Source organism: Sphingomonas sp. GW821-FHT04B01 (assembly GCF_059420425.1).
In genome coordinates this window covers 526,982-543,036 of sequence record NZ_JBWKTR010000002.1, presented here as the reverse complement: position 1 = coordinate 543,036, position 16,055 = coordinate 526,982, and the positions used below count along the sequence as shown (strand labels likewise).

The 16,055-nt window shown below is 67.9% G+C and carries 17 protein-coding genes and 1 tRNA gene; 12 read left to right on the top strand and 6 right to left on the bottom strand.

Features of this window, described 5'->3' with window-relative positions; translation table 11 throughout:
* Positions 1 to 19 precede the first annotated feature (19 nt).
* From AC07UH_RS08770 to AC07UH_RS08740, 7 genes are all read left to right on the top strand, one after another.
* Positions 20 to 1,072: a Glu/Leu/Phe/Val dehydrogenase family protein gene (locus AC07UH_RS08770; protein ID WP_495180104.1), complete on the top strand. Its 1,053-nt coding sequence runs from the start codon at positions 20 to 22 to the stop codon at positions 1,070 to 1,072.
* A gap of 600 nt (positions 1,073 to 1,672) precedes the next feature.
* A complete protein-coding gene (gene ccmC, locus AC07UH_RS08765; protein ID WP_495180105.1) occupies positions 1,673 to 2,413 on the top strand; it encodes a heme ABC transporter permease CcmC in 741 nt (246 codons plus the stop codon).
* Between the two features lie 97 nt (positions 2,414 to 2,510).
* Entirely contained in the window at positions 2,511 to 2,945 is a 435-nt protein-coding gene (gene ccmE / locus AC07UH_RS08760) for a cytochrome c maturation protein CcmE (RefSeq protein WP_495180106.1), read from the top strand.
* Positions 2,942 to 4,858: a heme lyase CcmF/NrfE family subunit gene (locus tag AC07UH_RS08755; protein ID WP_495180107.1), complete on the top strand. Its 1,917-nt coding sequence runs from the start codon at positions 2,942 to 2,944 to the stop codon at positions 4,856 to 4,858. Before ccmE ends, AC07UH_RS08755 begins: the two co-directional genes overlap by 4 nt.
* Entirely contained in the window at positions 4,855 to 5,382 is a 528-nt protein-coding gene (locus AC07UH_RS08750) for a redoxin family protein (protein ID WP_495180108.1), read from the top strand. Before AC07UH_RS08755 ends, AC07UH_RS08750 begins: the two co-directional genes overlap by 4 nt.
* A complete protein-coding gene (locus tag AC07UH_RS08745; RefSeq protein ID WP_495180109.1) occupies positions 5,379 to 5,783 on the top strand; it encodes a cytochrome c-type biogenesis protein in 405 nt (134 codons plus the stop codon). Before AC07UH_RS08750 ends, AC07UH_RS08745 begins: the two co-directional genes overlap by 4 nt.
* An 11-nt stretch (positions 5,784 to 5,794) precedes the next feature.
* Positions 5,795 to 6,412 (top strand): tetratricopeptide repeat protein, encoded by a 618-nt coding sequence (locus tag AC07UH_RS08740; RefSeq protein WP_495180110.1) that lies wholly within the window; start codon positions 5,795 to 5,797, stop codon positions 6,410 to 6,412.
* A gap of 316 nt (positions 6,413 to 6,728) precedes the next feature.
* Here the strand turns inward: AC07UH_RS08740 and AC07UH_RS08735 are convergent, their stop codons facing one another.
* Together AC07UH_RS08735 and ald are read right to left on the bottom strand one after the other, a co-directional pair.
* A complete protein-coding gene (locus tag AC07UH_RS08735; protein WP_137898594.1) occupies positions 6,729 to 6,947 on the bottom strand; it encodes a DUF3072 domain-containing protein in 219 nt (72 codons plus the stop codon).
* Positions 6,948 to 7,005: 58 nt separating this feature from the next.
* The gene (gene ald, locus AC07UH_RS08730; RefSeq protein WP_495180111.1) at positions 7,006 to 8,112 is read right to left on the bottom strand and encodes an alanine dehydrogenase; all 1,107 of its coding nucleotides are present in this window, start codon (positions 8,110 to 8,112) and stop codon (positions 7,006 to 7,008) included.
* A 123-nt stretch (positions 8,113 to 8,235) separates the two neighbouring features.
* Between ald and AC07UH_RS08725 the strand changes: the two genes are divergently transcribed.
* From AC07UH_RS08725 to AC07UH_RS08705, 5 genes are all read left to right on the top strand, one after another.
* Positions 8,236 to 8,679, top strand: coding sequence for an Lrp/AsnC family transcriptional regulator (locus tag AC07UH_RS08725; RefSeq protein ID WP_137898596.1), 444 nt, complete (start codon positions 8,236 to 8,238; stop codon positions 8,677 to 8,679).
* 122 nt (positions 8,680 to 8,801) lie between these two features.
* Entirely contained in the window at positions 8,802 to 10,721 is a 1,920-nt protein-coding gene (locus AC07UH_RS08720; protein WP_038659746.1) for a potassium transporter Kup, read from the top strand.
* A complete protein-coding gene (locus AC07UH_RS08715; protein ID WP_495180112.1) occupies positions 10,718 to 11,221 on the top strand; it encodes a 2'-5' RNA ligase family protein in 504 nt (167 codons plus the stop codon). The genes AC07UH_RS08720 and AC07UH_RS08715 overlap by 4 nt, the downstream gene beginning before the upstream one ends.
* Before the next feature lie 44 nt (positions 11,222 to 11,265).
* Positions 11,266 to 11,342: transfer RNA gene (locus AC07UH_RS08710), tRNA-Met, on the top strand.
* Positions 11,343 to 11,444: 102 nt separating this feature from the next.
* Positions 11,445 to 11,741 carry a hypothetical protein gene (locus AC07UH_RS08705; protein ID WP_495180113.1) on the top strand — a complete coding sequence of 99 codons (297 nt, stop codon included), beginning with the start codon at positions 11,445 to 11,447 and terminating at the stop codon, positions 11,739 to 11,741.
* Here the strand turns inward: AC07UH_RS08705 and fdhD are convergent.
* Genes fdhD through AC07UH_RS08685 form a run of 4 tightly spaced genes read right to left on the bottom strand, consistent with a single transcriptional unit; the run spans position 11,735 to position 15,917 of the window.
* A complete protein-coding gene (fdhD, locus tag AC07UH_RS08700; RefSeq protein ID WP_495180114.1) occupies positions 11,735 to 12,490 on the bottom strand; it encodes a formate dehydrogenase accessory sulfurtransferase FdhD in 756 nt (251 codons plus the stop codon). The genes AC07UH_RS08705 and fdhD overlap by 7 nt on opposite strands.
* Positions 12,491 to 12,513: 23 nt before the next feature.
* A complete protein-coding gene (locus tag AC07UH_RS08695; protein WP_495193943.1) occupies positions 12,514 to 13,002 on the bottom strand; it encodes a molybdenum cofactor guanylyltransferase in 489 nt (162 codons plus the stop codon).
* An 11-nt stretch (positions 13,003 to 13,013) separates the two neighbouring features.
* Positions 13,014 to 15,308 carry an FdhF/YdeP family oxidoreductase gene (locus AC07UH_RS08690; RefSeq protein ID WP_495180115.1) on the bottom strand — a complete coding sequence of 765 codons (2,295 nt, stop codon included), beginning with the start codon at positions 15,306 to 15,308 and terminating at the stop codon, positions 13,014 to 13,016.
* A gap of 57 nt (positions 15,309 to 15,365) precedes the next feature.
* Positions 15,366 to 15,917 carry a DUF922 domain-containing protein gene (locus AC07UH_RS08685; RefSeq protein WP_495180116.1) on the bottom strand — a complete coding sequence of 184 codons (552 nt, stop codon included), beginning with the start codon at positions 15,915 to 15,917 and terminating at the stop codon, positions 15,366 to 15,368.
* Positions 15,918 to 16,055 lie beyond the last annotated feature (138 nt).

Here is a 16,055-nt window from a genome sequence, read left to right as displayed (position 1 = left end):
TCTGGCAGCGGAGTGAGCTATGACCTCGGTGTGGGACCTTCCCGATTTCGATTCGCATGAGGGCGTCCACGCCTTCACCGATCGGGAGTCCGGTCTTCGCGCCATTATCGCCGTCCACTCCACCCATCTCGGGCCGGCGGCCGGCGGCGCGCGCTTCTGGCATTATGCCTCGGGCGATCAGGCGGTCACCGACGCGCTGCGCCTGTCGCGCGGCATGAGTTTCAAGAACGCCATGGCCGGCCTCGCGCTCGGCGGCGGCAAGGGTGTCATCCTCGCCGATGCGCCGGGTGCGGTCATTAGTGAAGACCGGCTCAAGGCGTTCGGCCGTGCGGTCGAATCGCTCGGCGGCAAGTACGTCACCGCCGAAGACGTCGGCATGTCCGAGGCGCGGATGAAGGTCATCGCCGGCGAGACGAAGTTCGTCAGCGGTCTGCCGGTGGCAAGCGGCGCGGCGGGCGGCGACCCGGGCCCGTACACCGCGCATGGCGTCTATCTCGGCGTCAAGGCGGCGGCAAAGCGCGGCCTCGGCACCGACGACATGAAGGGCGTCCACGTCGCGATCCAGGGCGTCGGCTCGGTCGGCGGCGGGCTTGCCAAATTGCTTGCGAAGGACGGCGCACGCCTGACGCTCGCCGACGTCGATGCCGGGCGCGCCAAGGCGCTCGCCGCCGAACTGGGCGCCGACACGGTGGCGGCCGGGGCGATCCTCGGCGTCGAGGCGGACATCTTCAGCCCCAATGCTTTGGGTGCGATCCTCACCGAGGCGACGATCCCCACGCTGGTTGCCAAGGTCGTTGCCGGCGGCGCCAACAACCAGCTTGCGACGCGCGAGGATTACGATCGCCTCCACAATCGCGGCATCCTCTACGCGCCCGACTACGTCATCAACGCTGGCGGCATCATCAACGTCGGCCTCGAATATCTCGGTCAGGGCGACGAGGCCGAGGTAATGGCACGCATCGCCAAGATCCCCGCCCGCCTCGACGAGGTCTGGGACGAAAGCGAGCGCACCGGTCGTCCCGCCGCGGAAGTGGCGGACACGATTGCCCAGCGGCTGATCGGGCGGGGGTAAACCGCGGGGGGCAAAGGCGCGTTGGTGCGTATCCCCCCTTCCGTCACGGCTTCGCCGCGCCACTTCCCCCTGGCGTGGAGGGCAATTGCATATGGCCGCAGGGATGAGGATCGATCGCTTTCCTCATGAGGTTCGTCACCCCGGACTCGTTCCGGGGTCCACCGGGCCGCAAGGGAGCGGTGTCGAATCAAGCCTCTCCCCTCGCCGCAGGGTGGACCCCGGAACAAGTCCGGGGTGACGGGATGGGCGTGGAAGACGACAGGCTCGCATGAGCGTCCATATGCGATTGCCCTGCCCCGGCTGGGGAGCAATGAGATCAAGTCCTCCCTCGCGAAGCGGGGGAGGGGGACCGCTCGCCGTAGGCGAGTGGTGGAGGGGGCGTTTTAGCACGCGCCATGCTGCGATACGTCACGCCGCCATCGCCCCGCCTCTGTCCTACACCCCGCCACATCGCTATCACCGACATCACGCTCTTTCTCATCGTGACGATCGGTGCAATTTCGGAAACGATCAGGCTCGATCGTTTCCGTTAAGGTGTCCATGTTGTCCATGTCGTCCAACACCCGACGACAACGGGTGACGCCGCCCGCAAAGTTTCCTATGGCTCGCACAGCCGTGCCGACCCTCCATGCCCTTGCCAATCCTGCGCGTTTCGTCGCCCTCGCGCGTCCGGCGACGCCGGTGCTGCTGTGGGCGGGAATCGTGCTGCTGGCGATCGGCTGCTGGGCCGGGCTGACGCAGACGCCGCCCGACTATCTGCAAGGCGAAAGCGTCCGCATCCTCTACATCCACGTCCCTTCCGCCTGGCTCGGCATGGGCGGCTGGAGCGGGCTGGCGATCAGCAGCATCGCCTTCCTCGTCTGGCGTCATCCGCTCGCCAATGTCGCCGCGCGTGCGATTGCCATGCCCGGCGCGGTCTTCGCCGCGGTCTGCCTCGTCACCGGCTCGATCTGGGGCCGGCCGACCTGGGGGACGTGGTGGCAATGGGACGGCCGGTTGACCTCGATGTTGCTGCTGTTCTTCGTCTATTGCGGCTATATGGCGCTCGCCCGCGCCGATGCCGAGCGCGGCGGCGACGGCCGTATCCCGGCGCTCTACGGTATCGCCGGCACCGTGCTGCTGCCGATCATCCGCTATTCGGTGGTGTGGTGGAACACGCTCCATCAGGGGCCGTCGATCGGCCTCACCCGGTCGAGCATCGCCGGCAGCATCCTCTGGCCTTTGGGCTTCACCATGGCGGGCTTCACCTTGCTGTTCGCGGCGATCGTGCTGATGCGGATGCGCGCCACGCTCGCCCGGCTCAAGGCGGAAGCGCGGCTGCGGCGGATGGCCCGGCCGTGAACGCCTGGCCGTTCGTCTTCGCGGCCTATGCGGTCGCGCTTGGCGCCGCCGCCGCCCTCACGCTGGCGAGCTGGCTGGCGATGAAGCGCCTCGAGAAGTGAAGGCGAAGCATCAACGGCTGACGCTGGCGCTGCTGGCGCTCGCGGCGGTGGTCGCTGCGGCGCTGCTGGCGATGTCGGCGCTCAAGGATCAGGCGTCCTTCTTCTACGCGCCCTCCGACGTCGCGCGGCAGGGCTTGCCACTCGGCCGGGCGGTACGGCTCGGCGGGATGGTACAGGCAGGCTCGATCAAGCGCGCACCCGACGGCGTCACCGTCCATTTCGTGGTGGGCGACGGCATCGCCACCACGCCCGTCACCTTCGCCGGTATCACCCCGGACCTGTTCCGCGAACGCTCGGGTGTCGTCGCCGAGGGGCATTTCAATCCGGACGGCAGTTTCACCGCCACCAATTTGCTCGCAAAGCACGACGAAAAATACATGCCCCCCGAACTCGCCGGCAAGATGCACGAGACGCGGACGCTCAAGCCGTGATCGCCGAGGCCGGTCTCGCCGCTTTGTGGCTCGCCGCCGCGCTCGCCGCGCTGCAACTGGCAATGGCGGCGCTCGGGTTGACGCGCGGCCAGCCGGCATTGGTCGCCGCGGTACGGCCGATCGCGATCGTCCAGGGCGGGCTCGCTGCGATTGCCATGGCGGCGCTGATCGCGCTGTTCCTCGACTCGGACATGTCGGTGAAGCTGGTCGTCGAGAACAGCCATTCCGCCAAGCCGTGGCTCTACAAATTCGCCGGCGCCTGGGGCAATCACGAAGGGTCGATGCTGCTCTGGGTGACGATCCTCGGCCTCGCCGGCGGTGCGGTGGCGATCCTCGAACGGCGCCTGCCCGAACGTACGCTGATCGCGACGCTCGGCGCTCAGGCCGGAATCGCACTCGGCTTCTATGCCTTCCTGCTCTTCGCCTCCAACCCCTTCGCGCGGATCAGCCCGGCGGCGCGTGACGGCCTCGGTCTCAACCCCCTGTTGCAGGACCCGGGTTTGGCCTTCCACCCGCCGACGCTCTACATCGGCTACGTCGGCATCTCGGTCGCCTTCTCCTTCGCGGTCGGTGCGCTAATCACCCGCGACGTCGGCCCGGTCTTCGCCAAGGCGATGCGCCCTTGGGTGCTCGGCGCGTGGATCTTCCTGACGCTCGGCATCACCGCGGGCAGCTATTGGGCCTATTACGAGCTCGGCTGGGGCGGCTGGTGGTTCTGGGACCCGGTCGAGAATGCCTCGCTGATGCCGTGGCTTGCGGCGACCGCCTTGCTCCATTCGGTGACCGTCCTCGCCACCCGCGACGGCCTGCGCGCCTGGACCGTGATGCTCGCGGTCGTCGCCTTCTCGATGTCGATGATCGGCACCTTCCTCGTCCGCTCGGGTATCCTGACCAGCGTCCACGCCTTCGCGGTCGATCCCGAGCGCGGCGCCTTCATCCTCGTGCTGCTCGCGCTCTATATCGGCGGTGCGCTGGCGCTGTTCGCGGCGCGGATCGGCACCGTGCGCGCCGGCACGACCTTCGAGTTCGTCAGCCGCGAGGGCGGGCTGGTGATCAACAACCTGCTGCTGTCGGTGATCCTCGGCGTCGTGCTGATCGGCACGCTCTATCCGCTCGTCGCTGCGAGCTTCGGCGTCCAGCTCTCGGTCGGCCCGCCCTTCTTCAACGCGGCGGCGGGGCCGATCGCGCTTGCGCTGGTCGTGGCGATGGCGGTCGGCCCGCTGCTGCGCTGGCGCCGTGACGAGGCGGGCGCGCTGCTCGACCGACTGATCTGGCCGATCGCCGCGGCGGGCTTCACCGGCGCCGGACTGATCGCACTGGCGCCGCCCGGGGTGATGCCGCTGCTCGGCCTGTCGCTCGCCGCCGGGCTTGCGGTCGCGAGCGTGCTGCCGCTGATCGGCCGCAATCCGTGGCGCACGCCTTTGTTCACCTGGGGAATGGTCGTCGCGCATCTCGGCATCGCGGTCAGCCTCGCCGGCATGGCGTGCGACAGCGCCTATACCGCCGAGACGCTGATCGCCGCGCGCGTCGGCCAGCCGGTGCGCGTCGGGCCCTATGTGGTCCGGCTCGACGGCATCAAACCGGTGGTGGGCGAAAACTGGTCGGCGCTCGAAGCGCGGCTCAGCGCCACCCGCGACGGCGAACGGATCGTGCTGCGCCCGCAATCGCGCTTCTTCTCCGATCCGGTGACGACCACCAGCGAGAGTGCGATCGCCACCGAATGGGACGGCCAGCTCTACACCGTGCTCGGTCAGCCGGACGGGCAGGGGCGCTGGCAATTGCGCTTGTGGTGGAAGCCGTTCGTCACCCTGATCTGGTTCGGCGGTGCGCTGATCGCGCTGGGCGGCGCGCTGTCGCTGGTCGGTCGCTGGCGCCGCGAGCGCCGGGCGGCGGCGCGCGAGGCCTATGCATGAGGCGGTGGCTGCTCTGGCTACCCTTTGCGGTGTTCGCTGCGATCGTCGTGGTGGTGGCGAGCGGCCTGTTCGCTCCCGCCGATCGCGCCGTACGGTCCGCGCTGATCGGCAAGCCGCTGCCGGACTTCGCACTGCCGCCGATCGTCGCGGGCAAGCCCGGCCTGTCCACCGCGGACTTCCGACGGGGCCAGCCCCGTTTGCTCAACGTCTTCGCGAGCTGGTGCATCCCCTGCGCCGCCGAATCGCCGCAGCTGCTGCGGCTGGAGGCGATGGGGGTCCAAGTCGACGCGATCGCGATCCGCGATACCGCGCCGGCGTTGCGCGACTTCCTCGCCCGCTACGGCGATCCCTACGAGCGGATCGGCGCCGATGCCCAGAGCGCGGTGCAACTCGCGCTCGGCTCGTCAGGGGTGCCGGAGAGCTTCGTGATCGACGGCAAGGGGCGGATCGTCCTCCAGCATATCGGCGATATCCGCGCCGAGGACGTCGACGCGATCGCCGCCGCGGTCAGGAGCGCGCGATGAAGCATGCCCTGCTCCTGCTGGCGCTGATCGCGGCGCCGGTCGCGGCCGATCCGTCGACGCCGCCCGCAGCGCTCGCCAACACGCAATTGCGCGACCCCGCACAGGAGGCGAAGGCGCGCGACCTGATGGCGACGCTGCGCTGTCTCGTCTGCCAGGGCCAGTCGATCGCCGACAGCGACGCGAGCATGGCCGGCGACATGCGCGCGCTGGTGCGCAGCCGCATCGCCGCGGGCGAGACACCCGATTCGGTCCGCGCGTGGCTGATCGAACGCTACGGCGATTACGTCAGCTACGATCCGCCGCTCGGCGCGGCGACCTGGCCCTTGTGGCTCGCGCCGATCGCCTTGCTGGTGCTCGGTGCCGTGATCGCGCGGTCGAGCTTTCGGCGGCGGAGGCGCTGATGGGCTGGCTGATGCTTATTCTGATCGCGGCGGCGGCAATGGCCGCGCTCGTGCTGCTGCGGGTCGACAGGCTGTTGTGGTCGATGATCGGCGCGGCACTGATGCTCGGCGCGGCCGGCTACGCGTGGCAGGGCTCGCCGACGCTGCCGGCCAGTCCGGCACGGCCCGAGGCCTTGCGCGTCGCCGACGATCCGTCGCTGGTCGACCTGCGCGAGCGGATGCTCGGGCGGTTCACCGCCGATGCGGCCTATCTGATCGCGTCGGATGCGATGGCGCGGTCGGGAGACCGAAGGTCAGCGGTGCGGGCGATCCTCGGCGGGCTCAACCGCTATCCGCGCAGCCTGATGCTGTGGACCGGGCTTGGTACCGCGCTGGCGACGCATGACGGCAATATGCTATCGCCGCCGGCGCTGTTCGCCTTCCGTCAGGCGATCCGGATCGCACCCGAGCATCCGGCGCCGCTGTTCTTTCTGGGCCTCGCCTATGTCCGCGCCAACGACTATCCGGCGGCGCGGCAGGCGTGGGCAAAGGCGCTGGCCTTGTGTCCGGAGGGGGCATCCTATCGGCGCGACATCGCGGTCCGGCTCGACTTGCTCGACCGTTTGCTGGCGACGCAAGGCCCGCAGTAATTGCGGCGAAATCGTGGCAACATGGACAAGATGGACACCTGAACGGAAACGATCCGGCCTCATCGTTTCCAGTTGTGCACTGATCGACCACAATGAGAAAGAACGCCGAATGACGGCGATCCCTAGCATCTTGCGTGTGGCGTAGGACAGCGCGGCGTATTCGCGCTGCGGATGCAGTCGCTTGAGACACATGCGATCCTACCGGGTGCGCGTCCCGTCTGCGGCGCCGGGCAGGCTCATGGGAAACGGGCCCCGGCGTCAGGCGAACGTCCGTTCGTGCCTGAGCGCCGAAGCCCGTCTTCCGCCAGCGGCGTGATTATTTGCCGCGGCCGGTCTTGCCCTGCAATTCGTCGATGCGCTTCGATGCATCCGCCTTGGTCAGCGAATCGTCAAATTCCTCGCCGGCTTCCTCGGACAGCGTCTTGAGGTAGCTCGCCTGCGCGCCGGTCATCGTCTCGTCGCCGGTGGTCCAGTCGCTCGGATCCTTTTCGGCATTCGAGGTCGGGTGGGTCTTGGGGTTTTCGATCTCGGACATGGTTGAAGCCTCTCTTGGTATCGGAGGCTTCAACCACCCTGTTCCACGTTCGTTCCGCTTAGCCGTTCCATGCCGCGAACGGCAGGTCGAGCGCTTCGGCGACCGCCTGATGGCGGATCTTGCCGCCCGAGACGTTGAGGCCGTTGGCGAGATGCGGATCGGCCGCCATCGCCGCCTCGGCACCGAGATTGGCGAGCTTGAGCGCGAACGGTAGCGTCGCATTGTTGAGCGCGAAGGCCGAGGTGCGCGCGACCGCGCCTGGCATGTTGGCGACGCAATAATGGGTGACGCCGTCGACCTCGAACACCGGGTCCTCGTGCGTGGTCGCATGGCTGGTCTCGAAACAGCCGCCCTGGTCGATCGCGATATCGACCATCACCGCGCCGCGCTTCATCGTCTTGACCATCTCGCGCGTCACCAGCTTGGGCGCGGCCGCACCCGGCACCAGCACCGCGCCGATGACGAGATGCGCGCTCTTCACCGCCGCCGCGATCGCCGCCTTGCTGGCGTACGCGGTCTTGATCTGACTGGAGAAGAACATGTCGAGTTCGGCGAGGCGATCGTTCGAGATGTCGTAGATCGTCACGTCGGCGCGCATGCCGACCGCCATCTGCGCGGCGTTGACGCCCGAGACGCCGCCGCCGAGGATCGCGACCTTCGCCGGCGCCACGCCCGGCACGCCGCCGAGCAGCACGCCGCGGCCGCCCTGTTCCTTCTCGAGATAATGCGCGCCGACCTGCACCGACATGCGACCCGCGACTTCCGACATCGGCTTGAGCAGCGGCAGGCCGCCGCGCGCCGCGGTCACCGTCTCATAGGCGATGCAGGTCGCGCCCGACCTGATCAGCCCCTCGGCCTGCGGCTTGTCGGCGGCGAGGTGGAGATAGGTGAAGAGCAGGTGGCGCGGTTCGAGCAGCGCGATCTCGCTCGTCTGCGGCTCCTTGACCTTCACGATCATGTCGGCGGCGGCGAACACCGCAGCGGGATCGGGCAGGATGGTCGCGCCCGCGTCGATATAATCCTGATCCTCGAAATCGATGCCGGCGCCGGCCTTGGTCTCGACGACGACCTCATGGCCCGCGGCGACCAGCTCGGCGACCGACGGCGGGGTCAGGCCGACGCGATATTCGTGATTCTTGATTTCCTTGGGGACGCCGATGCGCATCTGTGTTCTCCTCTTCTGATCTACCCATAGCCGCGGCCGGGCGGGAGAAGGTCGCAATGTTTTGCGACAGCGACACGGCTGGCGGGATTTTCTTGCGCATAATGGCAGTGTAGCGGGAGATCCATGATCGACGCCCTCGACCGCAAAATCCTGTCCCATCTGCTCGCCAATTCCGACCTGACCAGCGCCGAGCTGGGCGAGGCGGTCGGCCTGTCGCCGAGCGCGGCGCATCGCCGGGTCGGATCGCTCAAGGAGCGCGGCTATATCGCCGGCTTCCGCGCGGTGCTCAGCAAGGCGGCACGCGGCAATCCCAGCGTCGTCCTCGTCAACGTCACGCTGCGTGACCAGCGCGAGGAGACGATGGCGGCGTTCGAGCGCGAGATCGGCGACGTTCCCGAAATCCGCGACTGTTTCCTGATGAGCGGCGAGGCCGACTATATGCTCCACGTCGAGGTGCGGCGCGACGACACGTTCGAGCGCATCCATCGCGAGACGCTGGCGCGGTTGCCCGGCGTCACCCGGCTCGCGTCGCATTTCGTGATTCGCGAGGTGTTTAGACGTCCCTGATCGATACGGCGCCGCCGCGACGCCGTTGCCCGCATCGTTCAGCCCATGCTAAGGCGCGCGCCTATGGAACAGGTTGGGAACAGCGCCGGTCGCCGCAGCGCGTCGGATCGGTCGTACCGCTCGTGAGTGGCCCCGTACCGGCCGCCGTCCCGAGTGCGCGGGACGATTCGGGCGATCATGGCCATCACGACGGCCTGCTCAAGCTGGCGGTCGGGGCGATCGGCATCGTCTTCGGCGATATCGGCACCAGCCCGCTCTACGCCTTTCGCGAGACCTTCGCCGGGCATCATCAACTGACGCTCGATCCGCTGCACATCATGGGCGTGCTCAGCCTGATGTTCTGGTCGATGATGATCGTCGTGACGATCAAATATGTCGCGATCATCATGCGCGCCGACAACAAGGGCGAGGGCGGCAGTCTCGCATTGCTCGCGCTCGTCTCGGGGCGGACCAAGAGCCGGCGCTGGTCGGCGGGGATCATCCTGCTCGGCGTCTTCGCGACGTCGCTGTTCTACGGCGATTCGATGATCACCCCGGCGGTGACCGTGCTCGGCGCGGTGGAAGGTCTGGCGATCGCCGCACCGGCCTTCGCCGGGCTGGTGCTGCCGATCGTCATCGCGATCCTGATCGCGCTGTTCTGGGTGCAGAAGAGCGGCACGGCGCGGATCGGCCTCGTCTTCGGGCCGATCATGCTCGTCTATTTCGCGGTGATCGCGGTGCTCGGCATCATCAGCGTCGTCCAGACGCCCGAGGTGCTCTGGGCCTTCTCGCCGCATCATGCGGTGCATTTCTTCATCGCCGATCCGGTGCGCGCCTTTCTTGCGCTCGGCTCGGTGGTGCTGGCGGTGACGGGCGCCGAGGCGCTTTATGCCGACATGGGGCATTTCGGGCGCAAGCCGATCGGCCTGTCGTGGCTGGTGTTCGTGCTGCCCGCGCTGATGTGCAATTATCTGGGGCAGGGCGCGCTGCTGTTCCGCGACGGGCAGGAGGCGCTGAAAAGCCCCTTCTACATGCTGGCGCCGGATAGCCTCCAGCTGCCGCTGGTGCTGCTCGCGACGATGGCGGCGATCATCGCCAGCCAGGCGGTGATTTCGGGCGCCTTCTCGGTCACGCAACAGGCGATCCAGCTCGGCTTCATGCCGCGGCTGCGCATCGAACATACCAGCGCGGCGACCGCCGGCCAGATCTACATCCCGATCGTCAACTGGATGCTGATGGTGATGGTGATCCTGCTGGTGCTGTTCTTCCGCACCTCGTCCAACCTCACCTCGGCCTATGGCATCGCGGTGACGGGGGCGATGTTCATCGACACCTGCCTGCTCGGCGTCGCGCTGACCCGACTGTGGAACTGGCCGATCTATGCCGCCGCGCCGCTGCTCGCGGTCTTCTTCCTCGTCGACGGCGCCTATTTCTCGGCGAACCTCACCAAGGTGCCCGATGGCGGCTGGTTCCCGCTGATGGTCGGCTTCATCGTCTTCACCTTCCTGACCACCTGGTCGAAGGGGCGGCAGCTGATGATGGACCGGCTGCGCGAGGCGGCGATGCCGATCAAGGTGTTCATCACCTCCGCCGCCAGCTCGGCGAGCCGGGTGCCGGGGACGGCGGTGTTCATGACCTCGTCGTCGGACGGCGTGCCGCATGCGCTGCTGCATAATCTCAAGCACAACAAGGTGCTGCACGAGCGCGTCATCCTGCTCACCGTCAAGATCGTCCAGCAGCCCTATTGGCCCGAGGCGGAGCGCGCGAGCAACGAGGAGATGGGCGACGGCTTCTTCCGCCTGATCTTGCGCTACGGCTTCATGGAAGAGGTCGACGTGCCGGCGGCGCTCAAGCGCGTCCATAGCTGCGGTACCGACTTCAAGATGATGGACACCAGCTTCTTCCTGTCGCGCCAGACGTTGCTGCCCTCCGAGCGGCCCGGCATGATGCTGTGGCGCGAGAAACTGTTCTCGTGGATGCTGCGCAACGCCGAAAGCGCGATGGAATTCTTCCGCCTGCCGACGAACCGCGTCGTCGAGCTCGGCAGTCAGGTGGAGATTTGACCGCGCCGATCATCGTGACCGCGCTCTTCGGTCGGCAGGATCAGGGCTGGTTCGACGCGCAGCGCGCCGCGCATTTTCCGCCCGAGCGCAACCAGCTCTCCGCCCATCTCACCATGTTCCATCATCTGCCGCCGTCGGCGGAGGCCGAGCTGAAACATCGGCTCACGGGCATGACGCGCGGCGTGACGGCGCCGGTGGCGCGGGTCGGCGGGTTGATCTCGCTGGGGCGCGGCGTCGCCTATCGCATCGAATCGCCCGAGCTGGTCGCGATCCGTGCCGAACTCGCCGACGCCTTCGTCGGGCTGCTGACGCCGCAGGACGCGGGCGGCTGGCGACCGCACGTCACCATCCAGAACAAGGTGCAGCCCAATATCGCCAAGCTGCTGCTGACCGCGCTCAGCCGCGATTTCCGGCCGCGCGAGGTCGAGATCGCGGGACTTGCGACCTGGTGGTATCGCGGCGGACCATGGGAAGTGCTTTCCCGGCATATGTTCGCTTGACGGCTGCTGCATCGCACACTTATAGGCGCCACCTCACACGGCGGGGCGGAGTAGCTCAGCTGGTTAGAGCACGGGAATCATAATCCTGGGGTCGGGGGTTCAAGTCCCTCCTCCGCTACCATTTCTTCGGTAGCGCCCGCCGGTGTGAGCGATACGGACAGCGATAACGCTTTGTAAACGTTCGGTGTGCGACCCCGGACGGTGCTGCGCAGCGAGACCGGTCATGCCCTATCACCATCCCCCCGAACGACGCCGTAGCGAGCGGCGCGCCGCGCCGGTCGCGCGCCCGGCGCTGCCCGAGCGACGGCTGGCCGACCGCCGCGCGAGCGAGGTGAAGCTGGTCCGCAAGCCCGAGCCGATGCACCGCGGCGTCTTGTGGGCCGCGGTGGTGATGGTGATGATCGTCGCCGATGGGGCATTTCTGGACGGCGCCTACCGGCACATGGTGATCGACTGGTTCGCGGAGATCGCGGCCGGCGTGCGCGACTGGTCGGCGCACGTCTGGGATTGGGGTCACTGAGCGAATAGCGACCAGGGATCGCTCAGCACCAGCATCGCATCGGACCGGGCCAGCGCCACCAACGTCAGGCCATGGGCGCGCGCGTGGTCGATACCGAGGCTGGTCGGGGCGGAAATGCCGACGAGCAGCGGCGTGCCGGCGACCAGCGCCTTGTCGACCATCTCGAAGCTGATCCGCGAGGTGACCAGCGTGAACGCGCCCGGCATCCCGCGGCCGATTAGCTTGTCGAGTGCATTGTGACGGCCGACGTCCTCGCACAGCGCGAGGATCGCGCCGTCGGCGGCGCAGGCGGCGGCGGCGTGGACCGCGCCGGTTTCGCGATTGAGCTGCTGGTGGTCGCGGACGGCGGCCAGCGCGGCGAAGATCGCGGCGGGCGATGCCGTCGGTCGGTCGGGGCGGCGCGCCACCGGGCGGGCGAGCTGTTCGAGGCTGGCGATGCCGCATAGGCCGCAGCTCGTGTCGCTGGTGCGGTGGCGGACGCGGTCATGGATGCGGCCGCGGCAGCGGTCGGCGAGCGCGATGCGGACGATCCAGCCCGCCTCGGCGTGATAGGCGTCGATGTCGAGGATGTCGGCCGGGGTGTCGGCGAGCCGCTCGGTGAGCATGAAGCCGGTCGCGAACGCCTCCAGATCCTGCGGCGTCATCATCATCACCGCATAGCCGAGTCCGTCGACCTCGATCGCGACGGGCGTCTCGACCGCGATCGCGCGCGTTCCGGGGGTAACCGAGCCGTCGGGGCGCAGGATCAACGTCGCTTCCGCCCGCGCGGCACTCACAGCGCGGCGAGGTCGGCAGGGGTGTTAACGTTGGCGAGCGGCGCTGGGCTGGCGATGGGCAGCGCGCCGATCGCCCGCGCCCAGCCGGTCACCGAGCGACGCTCCGATATGGCGAGATGCGCGAGCAGCTCGGGCGCCAGCTTGGCAGGCCAATGGCCGATCACTGGCGCCTCGCTGCAATAGCTCGGCGCGCGTCGCAGCAGCGCGTCGAGCAGCGCCTCGGGCAGCCGCGGCATGTCGCAGGGGAGCGTCAACACCGTCTCGAAGCCATGCGCGGCGGAATGCGCGAGCGCGCCGGCGATGCCGCCGAGCGGGCCGAGATCGGGGCCGGGCAGATCGGGCACGCCGCCGTCGCGCCCGACGACGACCACCGCATCGGCGCGATCCGCGCCGAGGTCGCGCATATGGTCGAGCAGCGGCCGCCCGGCGAACAGGGCGGCCGCCTTGTCCCGTCCGAACCGGCTGGAGCGGCCGCCGGCGAGGATCGCGGCGAGGATCAGGCGGTGCGCTCCACCCGGACGGGCACGGATTTGCCGGCCGGAACATGGCTTTGCTCGGCCTTGTGGGTCACCGGCATCAGGATGTTGCACTCCGGATAATAGGCGCCGAGGCACCCCTGTGGAATGTCATAGGGCACGACGAGCAATTTGTTGACCCGCCGGTCGCCGTTGCTGCCCGTGTCGCCGACGAGATCGACGAGGTCGTGCTCCGCCAGCCCCATCGTCGCCATGTCGGCGCGGTTCATGAAGACGATGTCGCGCGTGCCTTTGATGCCGCGGAACCGGTCGTGATAGCCGTAGACGGTGGTGTTGAACTGGTCGTTCGAGCGCAGCGTCATCAAGCGGAAGCGGCCGGGCGCCTCCTCGAAGCCGGTGGCGTTGAGCGTCGTCGGCACGTTGAATTCCGCGCGGCCACTCTCGGTCAGCCACTGGCGATGCGCCGCCTCGACGCCCTTCCAGAAGCCGCCCGGTACCCACATCCGCTCGTTGAAGCGGGTGAATTTGTCCGGATAGGTCGCTTCGATCGCGTCGCGGACGAGGGCATAGTCGCCGACCCACGCGTCCCAGTCGAGCTTCGGATTGGCATCGAGCGTCGCCTTGGCGATGGCGGCGACGATCGCGGGCTCCGACAGCAAGGTCTCCGCCGCGGGCGTCGCCTTGCCGCGCGAGCCGTAGATGCGGCTGAAACTGTCCTCCATCGTCACCGCCTGCGGGCCGCTCGCCTGATCGTCGGTCTCGATGCGGCCGAGGCAGGGGAGCAGATAGCAGGTCTTGCCGGGCAGCAGGTGCGTGCGGTTGAGCTTGGTGGCGATGCTGACGGTCAGGTCCATGCCCTGCCACGCCGGCTCGATCTCGGCGGTGGCGGGGACGGCGCGGGCGAGGTTGCCGCCGAGGCCGATGAACGCCTGCGCGGTGCCGGCGATGATATGCTCGCACGCCTCGACCGTGTCCCAGCCCTTTTCGCGCGGCGGCTCGAAATCGTAGAGCTCCTTCAGCCGGTCGAGCGGCGCCAGTTCGGGCTTTTCGGTGATGCCGACGGTGCGCTGGCCCTGGACGTTGCTGTGGCCGCGGACCGGGCCGAAGCCGGCGCCGGGCTTGCCGACGTTACCGCGCAGCAGCATGAGGTTCACCAGCGTGTGCAGATTGTCGATGCCGTGGACATGCTGGGTCAGGCCCATGCCGTAGACGCAGATCACGCGCTTCGACTTGGCGTAGATGGCGCCGACGCCTTCCAGCTCGGCGCGGGTGAGGCCGCTCTCATGCTCGATCCGCTCCCAGTCGGTCGCGCGGACCATCTCGGTGAACGCCTCGAAGCCCTTGGTATGCTCGGCGATGAAGGCGTGATCGAGGATCGCGGGCGCGCCGATCCGCCGGCACTGGTCGTCCGCCTCGATGACATATTTGCAGATGCCCATCATCGCGGCGATGTCGCCGCCGGTCTTGACCTGATGATATTGGCTGGCGATCGGCGTCGACTTGCCGGTGACCATCTCGATCGGGTTCTGCGGGTCGGTGAAGCGTTCGAGGCCACGCTCCTTGAGCGGGTTGAACACGATGATTTCGACGCCGCGCTTGGCGCAGGCGCGCAGGGGGTGCAGCGCGCGCGGGCTGTTCACGCCCGGGTTCTGGCCGAAATAGAGGATCATATCGCAACTGTCGTAATCCGACAGATGGATCGTGCCGACCGGCGAGCCGATCGCCGACTTGAGCCCGACCGACGTCGTCTCGTGGCACATGTTCGATGAATCGGGCAGGTTCTGGCTACCGTACATCCGCGCCATCAAGGCCCACATATAGCTCGTCTCGAGGCTCGCGCGGCCCGAGGCGTAGAAGACGACCTTGGTCGGGTCGTAGGTCTTGAGGTGGGCGCCGATGTCCTGGAACGCCTCGTCCCAGCTCACCGCGACATAGCGGTCGCTGGCGGCGTCGTATTTCATCGGATGGGTGAGGCGGCCGGCCTGCTCGAGGTCGAAGTCCTTCCAGCCGCGCAATTCGGTGACGGTGTGCTTGGTGAAGAATTCAGGCGTGGTGCGATAGGTGGTCAGTTCCCACGCCGTCGCCTTGGCGCCATTCTCGCAGAATTCGGCGATATGCGGATGCGCGGGTTTGCCCCAGGCGCACGAGACGCACATCACGCCTTCGGGCTTGTTCTGCCGCGCGAGCTCGCGGACCGTCTCGGGATTGACCTTCTCGCGCAGATTGATCCGGGCGACCGATTTCATCGACCCCCAGCCGCCGGACGGACCGGTATAGGGTTCGGTACTGATCTTGTCTTCGGCCACTTCGGTCATCCCTCTCGCTTCGCGAACTGGAACGCGCGGGGCGTGGGTTGGATGCAGGGGAAACCGTCAGATATCCGTACCATGCCAGCGCTCCTGCCGCCGCCCGTGGTCGGTGATCCGATCGTAGGCGCGCGTGGCGGCATTGAGCTGCTCGCCGAGCGCCGCGGCGACGGGATCGGCGGGCGTACAGGTCGAGTGGCGCAGCGCCTGCGTCACGCGTCGGACGTAAGCGAGATCGAGCCTGACATGCCCCGCCTCGTGCACGCGCAAATGCATGACCCGACGATCCCAGCACCGTCGCAACAGGGGCGACACCGCGTCGCGATCGTGCAGGCGGGGCAGCGTCACCGTGATCCGGTAGGTCACCTGCGGATGTCGCACATCGCATCGGCCGTCGCGGCCGATCGGCCAGCGCCAGCGGATGCGCAGGCGGGTGAACGCGTCGTAACGCTGGCCGTCCGCAGGATCGACCGGACCCCGCCGCCGCTGATCGTCATCGATCTCCCGATAGCGCGTTCCGTGAACGTCGTAATAGACGATGCGGACGGCGGGCAGGCGCTCCAGTGCCGCCGGATCGACCGGCATCGTCGCCGCAAACAGGATCAAGCGCCATGTCATCGTCGTCCGCTCCGGCCAGCAGGCTCATGATAGACGTTTCGCGATATCGACGTGGCCGGACGGCGGCGATTTGCCGACGGCATTCAAATTCGCGTTGCGATCCCCTAGATCAGCATCCGAATCTTCCACTTCCCCGAC